The sequence below is a fragment of the Mycobacterium sp. P4_H6 genome, assembly GCF_056400845.1.
In genome coordinates this window covers 61,386-76,713 of the sequence record NZ_JBFUKN010000026.1, presented here as the reverse complement: position 1 = coordinate 76,713, position 15,328 = coordinate 61,386, and the positions used below count along the sequence as shown (strand labels likewise).

General features: G+C 66.0%; 17 protein-coding genes. 5 read left to right on the top strand and 12 right to left on the bottom strand.

Translation table 11 applies throughout. The features are described from left to right. The 3 genes from AC1DTF_RS13465 to AC1DTF_RS13455 all read right to left on the bottom strand — a co-directional run. A partial coding sequence (locus AC1DTF_RS13465) for a Zn-ribbon domain-containing OB-fold protein (protein WP_477474395.1) occupies positions 1–355 on the bottom strand: 355 nt, incomplete at its 3' end. 1 nt (position 356) lies between these two features. Continuing rightward, on the bottom strand, positions 357–608 hold the full coding sequence (locus AC1DTF_RS13460; RefSeq protein WP_477474394.1) for a ferredoxin: 252 nt from the start codon (positions 606–608) through the stop codon (positions 357–359). Then, positions 605–1,888 (bottom strand): NADH-ubiquinone oxidoreductase-F iron-sulfur binding region domain-containing protein, encoded by a 1,284-nt coding sequence (locus tag AC1DTF_RS13455; RefSeq protein WP_477474393.1) that lies wholly within the window; start codon positions 1,886–1,888, stop codon positions 605–607. The genes AC1DTF_RS13460 and AC1DTF_RS13455 overlap by 4 nt, the downstream gene beginning before the upstream one ends. 36 nt (positions 1,889–1,924) lie before the next feature. On the opposite strand from AC1DTF_RS13455, the gene AC1DTF_RS13450 reads away from it, so the two are divergent. Further along, positions 1,925–2,398: a hypothetical protein gene (locus AC1DTF_RS13450; protein WP_082614371.1), complete on the top strand. Its 474-nt coding sequence runs from the start codon at positions 1,925–1,927 to the stop codon at positions 2,396–2,398. A 2-nt stretch (positions 2,399–2,400) separates the two neighbouring features. Here AC1DTF_RS13450 and AC1DTF_RS13445 read toward each other — a convergent pair whose 3' ends face one another. From AC1DTF_RS13445 to AC1DTF_RS13430, 4 genes are read right to left on the bottom strand one after another with little or no spacing between them, the layout of a single operon-like run. Next, complete coding sequence (locus tag AC1DTF_RS13445) at positions 2,401–3,324, bottom strand: alpha/beta fold hydrolase (RefSeq protein WP_477474392.1); 924 nt, start codon at positions 3,322–3,324, stop codon at positions 2,401–2,403. Continuing rightward, positions 3,321–3,722: a Rieske (2Fe-2S) protein gene (locus tag AC1DTF_RS13440; RefSeq protein WP_057169433.1), complete on the bottom strand. Its 402-nt coding sequence runs from the start codon at positions 3,720–3,722 to the stop codon at positions 3,321–3,323. Before AC1DTF_RS13440 ends, AC1DTF_RS13445 begins: the two co-directional genes overlap by 4 nt. A 3-nt stretch (positions 3,723–3,725) precedes the next feature. Then, complete coding sequence (locus AC1DTF_RS13435; protein ID WP_057169434.1) at positions 3,726–4,871, bottom strand: amidohydrolase family protein; 1,146 nt, start codon at positions 4,869–4,871, stop codon at positions 3,726–3,728. Positions 4,872–4,893: 22 nt separating this feature from the next. Then, positions 4,894–5,970, bottom strand: a complete 1,077-nt coding sequence (locus AC1DTF_RS13430) for an amidohydrolase family protein (RefSeq protein ID WP_477474397.1) — start codon at positions 5,968–5,970, stop codon at positions 4,894–4,896. A 312-nt stretch (positions 5,971–6,282) separates the two neighbouring features. On the opposite strand from AC1DTF_RS13430, the gene AC1DTF_RS13425 reads away from it, so the two are divergent. Both AC1DTF_RS13425 and AC1DTF_RS13420 read left to right on the top strand, forming a co-directional pair. Next, entirely contained in the window at positions 6,283–7,302 is a 1,020-nt protein-coding gene (locus AC1DTF_RS13425) for an acyl-CoA dehydrogenase family protein (RefSeq protein ID WP_477474391.1), read from the top strand. Next, a complete protein-coding gene (locus AC1DTF_RS13420) occupies positions 7,286–8,461 on the top strand; it encodes an acyl-CoA dehydrogenase family protein (protein ID WP_477474390.1) in 1,176 nt (391 codons plus the stop codon). Before AC1DTF_RS13425 ends, AC1DTF_RS13420 begins: the two co-directional genes overlap by 17 nt. 70 nt (positions 8,462–8,531) lie before the next feature. On the opposite strand, the gene AC1DTF_RS13415 is transcribed toward AC1DTF_RS13420, so the two are convergent. From AC1DTF_RS13415 to AC1DTF_RS13395, 5 genes are all read right to left on the bottom strand, one after another. Then, complete coding sequence (locus AC1DTF_RS13415; RefSeq protein WP_057169437.1) at positions 8,532–8,870, bottom strand: hemophore-related protein; 339 nt, start codon at positions 8,868–8,870, stop codon at positions 8,532–8,534. A 247-nt stretch (positions 8,871–9,117) separates the two neighbouring features. After that, positions 9,118–10,488: a cytochrome P450 gene (locus AC1DTF_RS13410; RefSeq protein ID WP_477474389.1), complete on the bottom strand. Its 1,371-nt coding sequence runs from the start codon at positions 10,486–10,488 to the stop codon at positions 9,118–9,120. Between the two features lie 49 nt (positions 10,489–10,537). Continuing rightward, complete coding sequence (locus AC1DTF_RS13405; protein ID WP_057169439.1) at positions 10,538–10,729, bottom strand: ferredoxin; 192 nt, start codon at positions 10,727–10,729, stop codon at positions 10,538–10,540. Between the two features lie 34 nt (positions 10,730–10,763). Next, on the bottom strand, positions 10,764–11,636 hold the full coding sequence (locus AC1DTF_RS13400; protein ID WP_477474388.1) for a mycofactocin-coupled SDR family oxidoreductase: 873 nt from the start codon (positions 11,634–11,636) through the stop codon (positions 10,764–10,766). A gap of 18 nt (positions 11,637–11,654) precedes the next feature. After that, positions 11,655–12,356 carry an SDR family NAD(P)-dependent oxidoreductase gene (locus tag AC1DTF_RS13395; protein WP_477474387.1) on the bottom strand — a complete coding sequence of 234 codons (702 nt, stop codon included), beginning with the start codon at positions 12,354–12,356 and terminating at the stop codon, positions 11,655–11,657. A 239-nt stretch (positions 12,357–12,595) separates the two neighbouring features. On the opposite strand from AC1DTF_RS13395, the gene AC1DTF_RS13390 reads away from it, so the two are divergent. Continuing rightward, on the top strand, positions 12,596–14,107 hold the full coding sequence (locus tag AC1DTF_RS13390; protein WP_477474386.1) for an aldehyde dehydrogenase family protein: 1,512 nt from the start codon (positions 12,596–12,598) through the stop codon (positions 14,105–14,107). Beyond that, positions 14,104–15,312 carry a CaiB/BaiF CoA transferase family protein gene (locus AC1DTF_RS13385; RefSeq protein ID WP_057169443.1) on the top strand — a complete coding sequence of 403 codons (1,209 nt, stop codon included), beginning with the start codon at positions 14,104–14,106 and terminating at the stop codon, positions 15,310–15,312. The genes AC1DTF_RS13390 and AC1DTF_RS13385 overlap by 4 nt, the downstream gene beginning before the upstream one ends. Positions 15,313–15,328 lie beyond the last annotated feature (16 nt).

Below are 15,328 nucleotides of genomic sequence, written 5' to 3'. Positions count from 1 at the left end.
CCTCGACGGGCTGGCCGATCTCCAGGTCCTCGGCGTCGCAGTCCACGATGTTGGTGGTCAGCCGGACACGGGGATCCTCCAGGATGGCGACCTCGGCGATGACATACGGCGGTGGCAGATCGGGAAACCCGAAGCGGTGGTTGACGCTGAAGCCGGACAGCGTGGCCTTCCCCGATACCGCCCGCACGCCCAGATCGTGGCTGCGGCAGTACCGGCAGATCGGTGCCGGCGGGTGGATCAGCGCCTGGCAGGCCTGGCACTCCTGGATTCGTAACTGTCCGTCGGCGCCCGAAGTCCAGAAGAACTCGTTCTGCACCGTGAGTTGGGGCAGTGGCCGGCCTGGAATGGCGGACAAGTCAGCTCCTTGCTGTTGTGGCTGCGGGGTCGGCGGCGTGATCCTGGTCCTGCTTGACCGCCGGGATCTCGATGATGGCGTGCACCGGGCAGTCCAGGAGTGCGCGCATGACCGCATCGCGATCCTGTTCGGGCACTTCGCCGTTGCCTTCCAGGCAGGCGTAACCCCAGTCGTCCAGTGAGAAGTATTCCGGTGCGTGTTTGGCGCAGATGCCGAACCCGTCGCACAGGGTCCTGTCGAGTTTGATTCTCATGACACCGCCTCAACTTCGAAGGGACGCACGGCCGAAAACCCGCTGCAGCCGGCGCAACCGCCGTCGAGGTGGGTTTCCACGAGTTCGGGGAACTGATCCAGCAGGCTGGCCGCCACGTTGGCCGCACCGTCGAGCGTCGCGCAGGCGCCGCGTCCGCGCAGCACCACCGACCAGCGGCGCAGCCGGGCCACGTCCTCCGCGCTGGCGGCACCGTCGCGCAGGGCGTCGGTGACCGCGGCCATCGCTGCGGTCCCGTTGAAGCAGGACCCGCACTGCCCGGCATTCTCCCGGTCGAAGTAGGCCAGCACCGAGGCCGCCACGGCGACCGGGCAGTCCTCGGTGAGTATCGCGACGGCGCCGCATCCGAGTCCGCTGCCCAGGGCCCGGACCGATTCATGGTCCAGGGTGGTGTCCACGATCGACCGGTTGAGCAGGCCGGCGAAATATCCGCCCATCAGCGCACCGGTGACCGTGTCGGGATCGACCCCGTGCAGAGCGAGCAGATCCGATGTCGTGGTGCCGTGCGGGATCTCGTAGAGCGCGGGTGGGCGTCCGGCGCCGGTGATGGTGGCCAGGAAGGTGCCGGGGGAGGCCTCGGTGCCGTACCGACGGAACTCGGCCGGGCCGTGGCGCAGGATGAACGGCAGGTGCGCGAGTGTCTCGACGTTGCTCACCAGCGTCGGGTGGCCGGCGACACCCTCCTCGAACACCCGCGGTGGCTTGTCGGTCGGTTTGGCCGGTCCGCCGTTGATCACCCGCACCGCCGCGGACTCCTCGCCGGCGATATACGACGAGTCGACGGTCACCACGCTCACCTGCAGGGTGCCCAGGTGCGCGCCCGCGGCGGCGAGTGCCGACTCCACCGCGGTGGCCGCGTGCGGGTCGGAGACGTACACATAGCCACGCTCGGCACCGACGATCAGCGCGGCCAGGCGCAGTCCGTCGAGCACCAGATGCGGCCGGTGGCGCAGCAGCCAGCGGTCCTTCACCGAGGCCGGCTCGCCCTCCTCGCCGTTGGCGATCACGACGGTCTGCCTACCGGCGCGCCTGGCGGCCCGCACGGTGGTCAGCTTCACGGCCAGCGGGAACGCCGCGCCACCGCGGCCGAGCAGGCCGGCGGCCGCCACCGCGTCCAGCAAGACGTCGGAGTCGTCGATGTGTTGATACCCACCGGCGTTCGCGTAGTCGACGAGTTCTTCGGGACCGGAACCGGGCCGCAGCAGCCGCGGTGTGAGGCCGGGCCAGACGTCGACCCTGAGATCGGTCGCGGTGGTTGTCATGATCGGCTGGTCCTTTCCACCGTTAGGCTGACGGCCGTGAGAACCGCAGTGGTGCGCGTCGATGTGGATCCGTCGGGGCGGCTGACGCCCGCACAGCTAGCCGAGGGCATGGCGACGCTCCGGCAACTGTGTGGCCCGATCGGCGCGGAGGTCGTCGATGCCGATCTCTCGGTCATGCCGACCAATCGCCGCGAAGTCGAGGTGCTGCTGGCCGGCGCCGATGCCGACGCGCTGCAGACAACGGTGGTCACGTTGTGCGGCAAGGCTTTCGGCACCGAGGTGGCGCCCGGCGTGCTGACCTTCGTCAGCCGGGGCACCGATGACGACGCGCACGGTGTGCTGGCCGGGTTCGGTCTGAGCGGACAGGTGCGCCGCCATCCCAGCGGACAGGGCTGGGATGTGGTCGAGGTGACGCTGCGCCGAGCGGATCTGGCGCGGGTGCCGGAGAGTCGTATTCACACCGCGCTGGAGGCATCGCTGAACAGCGAGGTGCGCATCCTGGTGCAGTGAGGTCATCGCGAGGCGTCCGGGGAGCCCAGGAAATCCAGAATCGGCGGCGCGGCCTGCACCCAGGTGTCGAACAGACAGAACGTCTTGCCGCCGCTCTGCGCGAACCTCTCCCCGGCGCGCTCCCAGGCGTCCTCGGGCCACGGCGGGTCGATCAGCGTGGAACCCTTGATCAGACAGCTGACTTCCAGGGACGTCCGCTTGGGGTGGTCCCAGTCGTTCTCGCCGCCCCGGATGATCAGGGTGGGAACGGTGATGTTGTCGAACAACTCGTCAGGCACGCCGGGAATGGTCTGGCCGGGCTTCGGCACATAGGCGTTCAGCCAGCGCAGCATCACCTTGAGGTAGGCATCGGGGTCGAGGTCCAGCAGTCGCGGGCGGTTGGCCGGGTTCTGCGCGATGCGCTCGCGCCACTCGGGGACACTGAGCAGTCCCTCGATGCCCAGACCGCGCACCGCGAGAATGCTGGGGGTGACGTAGTGCCCGCCGAGCACGAAGGATCCGTACACGCCGCCGACGATGTTCCACACCACCAGTTTCCGGACGATCTCCGGGTACAGCATGGTGGTCAGCATGGAGTCCCTGGCGCCGCCGGACCCACCGAGGATGATGCAGGGACCGACGCCCAGTTCGGTGATCAGCTGATACAAGGTCTCGGCCCGCATGTGTGATTCACTCAGCCCGTAGAACTGCACATCGGACTTGCCGCAGTTGGGCCGGTCCCACAGCAGCACCCGGTAGCCGCCGGCCACCAACGCCTCGGCCAGCGGCCGCAGTCCGGGGATGTCCTTGCTGAACCGGCCGCCCGGTGTCAGGGCGATGAATTCGCCGGTGTCGCCCAGGATTTCGTAGACGACGTTGCCGCCGTTGATCTCGATGGACTGCTCACCGTTTTCGAGGCTCGGCCCCGTCTCGGTTGTCGCTGTCATGCCTGCACCAGCACATCGTTGCCGACGACCCGCACCGGGTAGGTGCGGATGCTCCACTCCGGTTTCACCGCGGTGGTGCCGGTGGCCAGCTCGAAGCCCCACTGGTGCCACGGGCAGAAGATGTACTCCTTGTCGCGCACCATGACTGCGTCGCCGGGCACGTTCTCGTCGACGATGTTCAGGCCGCGCGCGCGGCCCGAGCACAACGGGCCACCCTCGTGCGGGCAGTAGTTCGCAATGGCGTAGAAGGTGCCGTTGACGTTGTAGACGCCCACGCCGTGGCGGCCGATGGGCACGAGTTTGTGTGCGCCGTGCGGTATCTCGTCGACGGTGGCGACAATGTGCTCGCGTCCTTGTGCCAGGCGGGGCTCACGCCCAGCCTCCGTTTCGCTGTTCATGGTTTAGAAGACCCGGACCTGGCCCTCAAGTGCCGGCACAGTCTCCGGCACGTTCCGGTAGGTCGACATCCCGTTACGGAACATGATCGGTTCGCGGGCATGCTCGGGCAGGTGCTTCACCAGCCAGCGTGGGTCGTCGAACGTCCAGTGCGGGTAATCGCTGCTGAACAACAGGATCTTCTCGCACTCCATCCACTCGAAGGCGCGGGTCAACTCGGTCTTGTCCTCCGGGTAGTCCAGCGGTTGAGTGGTGAACTTGATGTGGTCCTTGACGTACTCACTGGGCTTGCGCTTGATGTCCACCCACGACTTCCGGGCCTCGTAGAGCGCGTCCATCCGCCACATCAGCGGCAGGATCCAGGTGAACGCGTGCTCGACGAAGACGATCTTGAGCGTCGGATGGCGGTCGAAGGTCCCGTCGAAGATCAGGCTCATCACCTGATTGGCCGCCAGCAGCGAGTAGGTGACCATGAAATCGTGGTTGTAGCTGGGCAATCCGACCGGCGGCATGGGCAGCTCGTCGTAGTGGCTGCGCGACAGGTGGCAACTGACCGGGATGTCGTGTTTGGTGGCTGCGGCCCAGATGGCGTCGTACTTGGGGTTGCCCCACGACGGACGCGGCTCGGCCTTGATCAGGATCTGCGACATGAAGGGGTGATCGGCCCAGCGCTCGATCTCCTCGACGCTCTTCTCGGGCTCCTCGATGGCCAGGCAGATCGACCCACGCCAGCGCTCGTGCCAGTTGTTCTGCGGGTCCAGCCAGTGATGGGCCTGCCAGTCGTTGAGCGCCATCGACATGGCGTGCTGCGCCTCGGGGATACGCGCCGGGTAGGCGGCGGGCTCCAGGATGGCGATATCCGCGCCGGCCTCCATGATCAGCTGCTTGAACGCCAGTTCGGGGTCGCTGCAGGGGAATTGACCATCAGGAGGGAACGAGTCCAGGCGCATGGCATAGGAATGCGCGTAGTCGGGGGCGTCGTAGTAGATCTGGTCGCCGACCTTGTGGGTGCCGAAGTACTTGCTGCGCCACGGCTCGGGGAGGTACTGGCCGAGTTCGCCCGAGCGCGGGGCCGGATGGACATCGGAGTCGACGCACCGCACGGCGATGCGCTCGGTGGCAGGTACCCGCGGATTGGCTGTGGTGGTCATGATGTGTGCCTCCTCGTTCCCTCTACTGTGCCCCAGCGGCGGACGCGATGACCGGGCTTTGGATCCCGTACAGTTCGGCCGCGTTGCGCCAGCACAACTTGTCCCGTTGCTCGGCGCTGTAGCTGCTCGGCACCGAGAGCTCGTTGAGCTGCCAGTGCGGATAGCTGGACCCGTACATCACCATGTCGTCCTTACCGGTGAATCCGGCCCACTCGCCGGCGAAGTCGACGTCACCGGGTCCGTCCAGCGCGCCCTGCACGAAGAAGACATGGTTGGGGAGGTAGTCGCTGGGCATCTTGGGTGCCCACGGGGTTTGCTCGAGATGTGGCCGGCCGAAGCAGTCCATCCGCCACATGAATGGCGTCAGCATGTCGGCGGCACCGTCGGCCCAGACGAATTTCAGCTCGGGCAACCGCTCGAAGACGCCCTCGGCGATCATGTTCATCAGGTGGTAGAGGAAGTTCAGCGCCGTGAACCCGACGTACTGCTCGTAGGTGCGGGTGATTCCGTTGGGCGTGGGCGGCAGTGCGACACCAGAGCCGACCTCGAAGTGCACGGCGACCGGCAGTCCGGCGTCGACGGCGGCTTCCCACAGTGGCCAGAACTGTGGCTTGCCGTAGAGCTCGCGGGACTGCAGTGGAATGCCGAGTTGCACCACCTGCGGGTGGTCCTTGTATTTGTCGATCTCGCGCAGCGCCCCGGTGATGTCGTCGGGGTTGACCCGGATGGTGCCGCGGAAGCGGTCACCGAATTCGTCGTGAGCCAGCCAGCGGGTCACCATCATCTCGTTGTGCGCCGCGGCGAGCGCGGAGCCGAGGTGACGGTCGGGCATGATGCCGCGCGTCATCGGATGCAGGATCGCGATGTCCACACCGCGGTCGGTGAACAGATGCTTGGCCGTGACCGCAGGATCCGATCCGGGGTACTGCCCGTCGGGGCCCGTGGTGCGGGTGGCGTACTCTCCGCCGGGCGCTCCGTACCAGTCCATCTCGTAGTCGGGGAACCCCCGGCTGCTGAACGGTTCCTTGAGGAAGTTCTTGCGAAGGTCCTTGTTCGACTCGACGAAGATGTGCACGCTGGTGTCGATCACAGGGACCATCACGCCACCTGAGTCGACACCGCCCGCACCGTCCTGCAGTTCTTTCACAGTGGTCCATCCTTCAGCTCTGCGGCCGGGCCGTGGGCACAGCCCAGTGCGACGTCTCGAACCCCAGTGTAGATCCTTGTTCTTCAATAGCAAGAATATTGTTCTCCAGCGGAACGCTTACATCGTCGCTGGTGAGAGTGTCTGCTGGTCAGTCGCGTAGCGGGCAGTTAGCGAAACTAGATAGCGTCGAAACGAGAATGTCGAACCCCTTGATGAGAATGCTATTCTCCCAAGGACGGAACTAGTGCAGGCGGGAGGTGCCAGATGCTTCTGGAGTTCGACTCTGATCAGCGGCTATGGCAGGAAACGGTGCGCGACGCGGTGGGCAAACAGTGCCCGGCGTCGCTCGTCCGGGGAATCGCGGAAAAGGGTGATGATCCGACGCCACTGTGGAAGTCGTATCTGGAAGCCGGCTGGACCGAACTGACCGACCCGGAGAACGCGGTCGAACTCGCCATCGTGCTCGAGGAACTGGGCCGGGCCACCGACCCGACGCCCTTCCTGGCCACGCTGTCGCAGTTCGCGCCGCTGGCCGGCGCGCGGTACGACGCCGGGAAAGCCGGGGCCGCGATATACGAAGGTGTCAGCGCCAATTGGAGCCGGCAGGGCTGGGAACTGGACGGCACCTCGAAGTTCGTCCTCGACGGCGACCGTGCCGAACAACTCGCCGTGGTAACCCCCGCCGGGGTGTTCGTGATCGATCCGCAGGACGTCCGCACGCGGCGACGCGATGTGTTCGATCCGGTGCTGCACGTCGCCGAGGTGACCTTCGACCGGCTGCGGGTGGAGGAATCCGACCGCCTCGACCTCGACCCGGCGGCCGCGTTGGCCCTGGTCGAGCGGTCCCGGCACATTGCGTTGATGGGTATCGCCATCCACACGGTCGGCGCCTGCCAACGCATCCTGGATCTCGCGCTCGAACACGCCAAGAGCCGCCACCAGTTCGGGGTGCCGATCGGATCGTTTCAGGCCATCCAGCACAAGGCCACCGACATGTATGTGGCGATCGAACGCGCCCGGGCGTTGTCCTATTTCGCCGCGCTCACCATCGCGGCCGATGACCCGCGGCGCCGGATCGCCGCCGCGATGGCCAAGGCCAGCGCGGGGGAGTGCCAGACACTGGTCTTCCAGCACGGTCTGCAGACCTTCGGAGCCATGGGCTTCACCTGGGAGAACGACCTTCAGTTCGCGCTGAAGCGGGCCAAGGCCGGCGAGCTGCTGCTCGGCGGTGCCGCTGAACACCGCGCCCTCATCGCCGAGGAGTTTGATGCAACTCGAATTTGATCCCGACGTCGAAGAGTTCCGCGCCGAGTTCTCGGCCTTCCTCGACGAGCACATGCCCTCTGCGGCAGATACTTTGGAGCGTCCGCGGTCGGTATCGCACATGCCGCAGTGGGCACGCGACTGGCAGCGACTGCTGTTCGACAACGGCTGGCTGCTGCCGGCGCAACCCCCTGAGTTCGGCGGCCGCAACGCAACGGTGCTGCAGAGCTTCGTGCACCTGGAGGAGCTGTGCCGGCGACGGATCTATCACAGCTTCAATCCCCAGGGCGTCAACATCATCGCGGCCTCGCTGCTGACGTTCGGCACCGACGAGCAGAAGCAGCAGTGGGCGGTGCCCGTACTCAAGGGGGAGCGCACGGCGTCGCTGGGCATGAGCGAGCCCAGCGCGGGCTCGGACCTCGCGTCGTTGCGCACCAAGGCCGTTCGTGACGGCGACGAGTTCGTGGTCAACGGACAGAAGGTCTGGACCTCGGGTGCGCACGACGCCGACTGGTTGCTGACCTTTGTGCGCACCGATCCGGACGCGCCCAAGCACAAGGGCATCAGCGTGCTGATCATCCCGACCGATACGGAAGGGGTGGTGTGCCGTCCGTTCGCCGACCTCACCGGCGAGGAGAACAAGGACTTCAACGAGGTCTTCTTCGCCGATGTGCGGGTGCCTGCCGAGAACCTCGTCGGCCCGCTCAACGGCGGCTGGAAGGTGGCCAACGGCTCACTGGGCCATGAGCGGACCATGATGTGGCTGGGTTTCGCGGACCGGATCGCCAACTCGATCGGCGATTTCAAGCCGTCCACACCGCTGGAGCGCGATCAGCTGGCGTCCACCATCATGGATTACCAGGCGCTGCGGTTGCTCGGTTCGGTCGGGCTGGCCAAGGCGGCTCGCGGTGAGGTCGACGTGGCCGCGGTGTCGGTGCCCAAACTGCTCGGCGCCGAGGCCGAACTGCGGGCGGCGAACAACGCCCTGGTGGCGGCCGGCCCGGACGGGCTCATCCACCCRTCGTTCAGCGGGCCGTACGCCCACATGAACCTGGACCATTACTACGCGAGCTGGTTCGAGCGGTATGCGCGGAGCTTCTCCGGGACCATCGCCGGGGGAACCTCGGAGATCCAGCGCAACATCATCGCCCAGCAGGTGCTGGGCCTGCCCCGCGGCTAGCGCACAGCACACACGAAAAAGTCCCGCTCTCCGATACCGGAGAGCGGGACTTTTTTCGGCTTACTACAACTCAGTAGTTGTTGCAGGACGCGGCCAGCTGCTGAACAGCGCCCAGGTAGCTCGCGGCGCCCGGGTAGGCGGCGATCTGGTTGACCGTGTTCTGCCGCTCCACCGGACCGGAGGAGAGGAAGGTCCGCAGCATTCCCAACGCCATCGGCTGCGCGTTGAACTGAGCGGCCAGATCGGGGCGCTCCGCGTTCATGGCACCCATCACCTGGTCGTAATTGCAGGTCGTGTTGATGACCGGACCGAGGTCGGGCTGGGCTGAGGCGATCCCGACCGACATCGGCACCGACAGAGCCAAACCGCCAATCATCACGGCAAGCTTCGTGCGCGACACCTTGAGCATGTGGTTTATACCTTTCCCCACCCGACTGATTCGGGCGACATCCTCCTTGTCGTGGAGGGCATCTAATTTGTTACAGATCTTGTGATTAAAAGGCTAACAGGAGCGACAGTGATCCACGCAAGTCCATTACCCAGCACCAACGCTGGTCAAACGGCTGGAGTTCCCGGCTGCAGATGACCGGGACACGAAGTCGGCGCGGGTTTGCCGTCCCCCGGAGGACGCACCCGCGCCGGATTCGTGTGCAGCATCACTTCCAGTCGATGACCGCGGTTTCCTTGCGTTCGGTGATCGGCCGGGCCAGCTCCTGCTCGTCGCAGATGCGCTGCAGGTTGTCCAGCGTCTCGTCCAGGCCGGGTCCCAGCCGCTTGCCGGGGGTGAAGGTGGCGGGCAGGTTCCGCATGCCCTGGATGACACCGATGCTGTCGTAGTGCACCGTGCCCTCGGGATCGCACGTGTAGTCCGGCATCCGGTCGAGCACCGCGGTGAGCATCGACTTGAACACCGTGCGGGCCACATTGGAACCCACACAGCGGTGCACGCCGATACCGAAGCTGAAGTGCCGGTTGCCCTTGCGATCCAGGACGATCTTGTTGGGATCTTCGAAGACGGATGKGTCGCGGTTGGCCATCGCCCACGAGATCCAGAGCCGCTCACCCTCTTTGAACTGGGTGCCCTCGACCTCGACGTCTTCGGCGAAGGTTCGTCCATCGCCGGGGGCCGGGGTGAAGAAGCGCAGGAACTCCTCGGTGGCCGGGTTCAGCAAGGTCTCCCGTTCCCGGCTCAGCAGGCTGCGCTGGTCGGGATTCTCGCCAAGCCATTCCAGCGCGTGCGCGGTCAGCGCGGTGGTGGTGTCGAAGCCACCGCCGATGATCAGGCCCAGGTTGCCCAGGATCTCCATGTCGGGCGCGGGTTCACCGTCGATGCGCAGTTGCAGCAGGGCGTTGATCAGGCCCGGCTTCGGGTTCTCCTTGAACGCGAACATGTTGGTGAGCAGGTCGATACCCATCTCACGGTGCTGTTCGTTGATCTTCTCGCGGTCCGGTGAGTGCTCGGGGGTGTAGACCGAGGCATGCGTTGGCTCGCTGTAGACGTGCCACTTCTTCAGGTCCAGACCCATCATGGCCAGCGTCAGCACCGCGGGGACCACGTTGGCGAGGTGGTCGACGAAGTCGATCTGGCCGGTCTCGATGTGCTCATCGAGTGCCGCGCGGGTGATCTCGTCGACGAACGGCACCCAGCGCTTGATGGCTGCCGGCGACAGGTAGGGATTCAGTGCACCGCGGTAGGTGCTGTGGTCGGGCTCGTCCATCTCCAGGATGCCGCCGCGCACCGTCTTGGCTCGGCTGGCGACGGGGATGCTGATGCCCTCGTAACCGGTGCCCTCGCCGGTCAGGTCGTGGTCGTTGGATACCACCGGGCAGCGCGCCAGTTCGAAGACGTGCTTGCTGTCCGCGGCGACCCAGTGCCCGTCGTAGACATCCGTCCACGCCATCGGGCACCGGGACTGCATCTCCTCGGTGATCTTCTCGAACTGCAACCGGTATTCGGGCGTGTGCCGGTCGAAGTGGTACTTGTTCCGCTTACGCGCGTCATCGGTGGTGACGTCGTCGATACTCACGGCGGTGTCTCCCTTGATTATTGGTGTGGATGGCGCTTGGGTGCGGTCGTCATTCGACGACGATCGCCTGCTCCGGGCAGGAGTGCACGGCTTCGTTGACCGCGTCCTCCTGATCGGCGGGCACCACTTCCGACGTGGGTGAGGCGTGACCGTCGACATCATCGAGTTCGAACGAGTCGGGGGCGATCATCGCGCACAGGGTATGTCCCTGGCAGCGGCTTCCGTCGACCGAAACCTTCACTGCGCCAACTCCTTCCGAATGATTGGATGCGTCATCAGACGTGGTAGTCGTACCACTTGAGGTAGCCGCCGGCATCGACGCGCAGCTGCATGCCGGTGACGAAGCGGGACTCGTCGGAGGCCAGCCACAACACCGCGTTGCTGATGTCCTCGGGCTCGATGTAGTTGACCTTCATGGCCTGCTGCACGCCGAAGACCGGCTCGGCGTCGGCGCGGGTCGGGTTCTCCAGGTCCGGGCGGAACGAGCGGTACATCGGTTCGCTCTGCAACATGTCGGTGTTGCAGTTGGTCGGATGGATGACATTGGCCCGGATGCCGCGGACAGCCAGCTCGGTGGCCAGGTAGTGCACGTACTCGGAGATGAGACGCTTGCTGACCATGTAGCCCATGCCGCCCGGGTCGCCACCGGGGTTGGGCTTGTTGTGGGCGTCCATCAGGGCGGCGGCCGAGGCGGTCGCCACGATCGAGGCGCCCTCCTGCAGGTGGGGCAGCGCGACCTGGATGGCGTTGATGGTGCCGACGAAGTTGGTGTTGATGCCGTCGGTCCAGGCCTGCATCGGTGGCTGGCCCTTCATGGCGGCCACGCCGGCCTGCGCGACGACGATGTCTACCTTGCCCAGTTCGGCGAGCCCGGCATCCAGCGCGCTGCGCAACTCGGCCTCATTGCGGACATCGGCCTGCGCCGTGACGATGCGGCGGCCGGTCTTCTCGACGAAGTTCTTGGTTTCTTCCAGGTCTTCTGCCGTGGCCATCGGGTAGCCGACGGTGTCGTAGTCCTTACAGATGTCGACAGCGATGATGTCGGCGCCCTCTTCGGCGAGCCGAATCGCGTGGCTGCGGCCCTGACCGCGTGCAGCGCCGGTGATGAACGCGACTTTTCCGGCTACCCGGCCTGCAGTGTTCCCCATGATTAGCCCTTCTCGCTTCTAGGTGTTCCGGCCGCCGTTGACGCCCAGGATCTGTCCGGTGATGTAGCTCGCCTCTTCGGAGATGAAGAAGGCGCAAGCCGCTGCGATGTCCTCGGGCTTGCCCATCCGGCGCACCGGGGTCTGCTCGATCTGCTTCTCGGTGTCGCCGAGGAACCCGCGGTCCTCGGCCTTGCGCAGCATGGGGGTGTCGATGAAGCCGGGCGGGACGGCGTTGACGGTGATGCCCATGGGCCCGTATTCCAGCGCCAGCGACTTCGTCAGACCGTTGACCGCGGACTTGGCCGCGACATAGGGCGCCATGAAGGGCTGGCCGGAGTGGGTGCTGGACGACGAGATGTTCACGATGCGGCCCCAGCCGGCTTCGATCATCTCGGGCAGCACGGCCTGGATGCAGTGGAACGTCCCGTTGAGGTTCACGTCGATCACACGCTGCCACTGCTCGAACGTGGTGTCGGTGAAACGGCGGAAGCTGTCCAGGCCGGCCGCGTTGACCAGGATGGAGACCGGCCCCAGCTGGCTGCGGATGCCGTTGAGCGCCTCATCCACGGCGGCGCGGTCGGTCACATTCGCGATGAACGCGTTCTGTGTATCCGAGGGGTTGAGGTCGAGGGTGGCGACGTTGTAACCGTCCGCGCGCAGACGGTCGGYGATCGCACGTCCGATGCCCGACCCGCCGCCTGTCACGACAGCGTTCTTCACCTGTGAGGCCTCCTCAGTGTGGCGGCGATCTCAAGAATCGCCCTTCCGATTATGAGAACCGTACTCTCGGGGTGGGTGGTACCGCAAGATAACGCGCAGCGAATTAGGGAACAAAAGTTTGGCCCGGATGGCAGCTCGGAGCATACGACTAGCGCATCTACGCTTTCTTGCGTTCTCATGAAGCGGATGTAAGATTCGCCCCTGATGAGAATGAAATTTCCATCACAGTGAGGAGCCTGATGTCGGAGACCCCCACGATCACCGCCCGGAACGGCAGTGATTCGGTCARTGAAACAGCCACCACGAAGGCTGACCGGCGGATGCTGATCGGCGGAGAGCTCGTCGACGCCGCCCGCACCTTCGCCACCGTCAACCCCGCCACCGGCGAGGTGCTCGGGTACGCGCCGGACGCGTCGGTCGCCGATGCCGAGGCCGCCGTCGCCGCGGCCCGTCGTGCCTTCGACAGCTCGGGTTGGGCCACCGATGTGGCGCTTCGGGTGCGTTGCCTGGAGCAGTTCCACGCCGCTCTGCTGGCCAACCGCGACGAGCTCGCCGCCCTGACCACCGCGGAGGTGGGCGCCACCGCCGCACTGAACCTGGGCGCCCAGCTGGATCAGCCGATCGCGATCGTCGAGTACTACACGAACCTGTTGCGCGACTACCCGCTCACCGAGGACCTCGGTCACGTCGAGAGCCGTGGACAGCAGCACCATCGCTGGATCGAGAAGGAAGCCGGCGGCGTCGTCGCCGCGATCATCGCCTACAACTATCCGAACCAGCTGGCGCTGGCCAAGTTGGCGCCCGCGCTGGCCGCCGGATGCACCGTGGTCCTCAAGGCCGCGCCGGACACCCCGCTGATCACCCTGGCCCTCGGCGAGCTCATCGCCAATCACACCGATATCCCGGCCGGCGTCGTGAACGTCATCAGCGGGGCCGACCCACAGGTCGGCGCCGTGCTGACCACCGATCCGGACGTGGACATGGTGACCTTCACCGGCTCCACGCCGACGGGCCGGGCGATCATGGCCGCGGCGAGCGCAACCCTCAAGAAGGTCTTCCTCGAACTCGGCGGCAAGTCCGCCGCAATCGTTCTCGACGATGCCGACTTCGGCACCGCCGCACTGTTCTCCGCGTTCAGCATGGTCACCCACGCCGGCCAGGGTTGCGCGCTGACCTCGCGACTGCTGGTGCCGCGCAAGCACCACGACGAGATCGTCGAACTGGTGAAGACCAACTTCGGCCATGTGCGCTACGGGGATCCGACCGATCCGTCCACCTACATGGGTCCGCTCATCAGCGAGAAGCAGCGCGACAAGGTCGACGCCATGGTGCAGCGCGCCGTCGCGGCCGGGGCCACCCTGGTGACCGGCGGCGAGAAGAAGGGGCCGGGCTACTTCTATACGCCCACCCTGCTCACCGACGTCGATCCCGACAGCGAGATCGCCCAGGAGGAGGTGTTCGGCCCGGTCCTCGCGATCATCGCCTACGACGATGACGACGACGCGGTGCGGATCGCCAACAACTCCATCTACGGGCTCTCCGGCGCGGTCTTCGGCAGCGAGGAGCGTGCGCTGGCGGTGGCGCGACGTATCCGTACCGGCACCTTCTCGATCAACGGCGGCAACTACTTCAGCCCGGACAGTCCGTTCGGCGGGTTCAAGCAATCCGGTATCGGACGCGAGATGGGTGTGGCCGGACTCGAAGAGTTCCTGGAGGGCAAGACCTTCGCGGTGCCGGTGGCTGCTGAATGAGTAAGCCACTGGACGGAATCCGGGTCCTCGAAGTCGCCATGTACGGGTTCGTCCCGTCGGCGGGCGCAGTGCTCGCCGAATGGGGTGCCGACGTCGTCAAGGTCGAACACGCGGTGACCGGCGATCCGCAGCGCGGGCTGCGCCAGACCGGGCTGCTGCGGGTCGAGGGCGATCCGAACCCGAACATCGAGCACGCCAACCGCGGCAAGCGCAGCATCGGTCTGGACATGTCGGTGCCCGAAGGCAAAGAGGTCCTGCTCGAACTTGCCAGCCGCGCAGACGTTTTCCTCACCAGCTTCCTGCCCGGACACCGGGAGAAGTTCGGTATCGACGTCGAGGACATCCGCAAGGTGAACCCGAACGTCATCTACGCCAGGGGCAGCGCACTCGGGCCGCGTGGCGAGGAGTCGGTCAAGGGTGGCTACGACATGACGGCGTTCTGGTGCCGCGCCGGCACCGCCGCGACCATCACGCCGCCCGGCACGCCGGGCATGGTGGGCCCCCCGGGACCCGCCTACGGCGACACCATCTCCGGGACGAACCTGGCCGGCGGTATCGCCGCCGCGCTGCTCAAGCGGGAGCGCACCGGTGAACCGTCAGTGGTGGATGTCTCCCTGCTCGGCAGCGGCCTGTGGGCCCTGGGCCACACCGTGGCGCTGACGAACCACCTCGATCAGCGGATGGAAGCCTTCCCGCCCGGAACGCAGGGTTCGCCGCTCAACCCGCTCGTCGGGCTGTACCCGACCGCCGACGACCGCTACATCTCCTTCGTGATGATGCAGCCGACGAAGTTCTGGGCGGACGTGTGCCGGCACATGGACCTCGACGAGTTGATCGACGATCCCCGCTTCGCCACCGCGGAATCGATCGGTGCGAACACCGCCGCGGCCAACGAGATCCTCACCGAGGCGATGCGCAAGCGCACGCTGCCCGAATGGAGCAAGCGTTTCGCCACCCTCGCCGGTCCATGGGCTCCGGTGCAGGACACCCTGCAGGCCGCCGCCGATGACCAGATCCGATCCAACGAGTACATCGTGAAGGCCGGAGAGCTCGAATTGGTGGCCAACCCGGTGCAGTTCGACGTGACAGCGCCGAGCACCGGGGGAGCCCCGGGGTTCGCCGAACAGACCGACGAGATCCTGCTGGAACTCGGCCTGGACTGGGACCGCATCATCGAGCTCAAAACCGCAGGCGCCGTTACTTAAGTTCGTCCCGAGAGGT

Excerpts from the sequence above, each read along its gene's own strand:
- AC1DTF_RS13460 (WP_477474394.1), bottom strand. The coding sequence starts at position 608 with ATGAGAATCAAACTCGACAGGACCCTGTGCGACGGGTTCGGCATCTGC.
- AC1DTF_RS13455 (WP_477474393.1), bottom strand. The coding sequence starts at position 1,888 with ATGACAACCACCGCGACCGATCTCAGGGTCGACGTCTGGCCCGGCCTC.
- AC1DTF_RS13445 (WP_477474392.1), bottom strand. The coding sequence starts at position 3,324 with ATGACAGCGACAACCGAGACGGGGCCGAGCCTCGAAAACGGTGAGCAG.
- AC1DTF_RS13440 (WP_057169433.1), bottom strand. The coding sequence starts at position 3,722 with ATGAACAGCGAAACGGAGGCTGGGCGTGAGCCCCGCCTGGCACAAGGA.
- AC1DTF_RS13435 (WP_057169434.1), bottom strand. The coding sequence starts at position 4,871 with ATGACCACCACAGCCAATCCGCGGGTACCTGCCACCGAGCGCATCGCC.
- AC1DTF_RS13430 (WP_477474397.1), bottom strand. The coding sequence starts at position 5,970 with ATGGTCCCTGTGATCGACACCAGCGTGCACATCTTCGTCGAGTCGAAC.
- AC1DTF_RS13425 (WP_477474391.1), top strand. The coding sequence starts at position 6,283 with ATGCTTCTGGAGTTCGACTCTGATCAGCGGCTATGGCAGGAAACGGTG.
- AC1DTF_RS13415 (WP_057169437.1), bottom strand. The coding sequence starts at position 8,870 with ATGCTCAAGGTGTCGCGCACGAAGCTTGCCGTGATGATTGGCGGTTTG.
- AC1DTF_RS13400 (WP_477474388.1), bottom strand. The coding sequence starts at position 11,636 with ATGGGGAACACTGCAGGCCGGGTAGCCGGAAAAGTCGCGTTCATCACC.
- AC1DTF_RS13385 (WP_057169443.1), top strand. The coding sequence starts at position 14,104 with ATGAGTAAGCCACTGGACGGAATCCGGGTCCTCGAAGTCGCCATGTAC.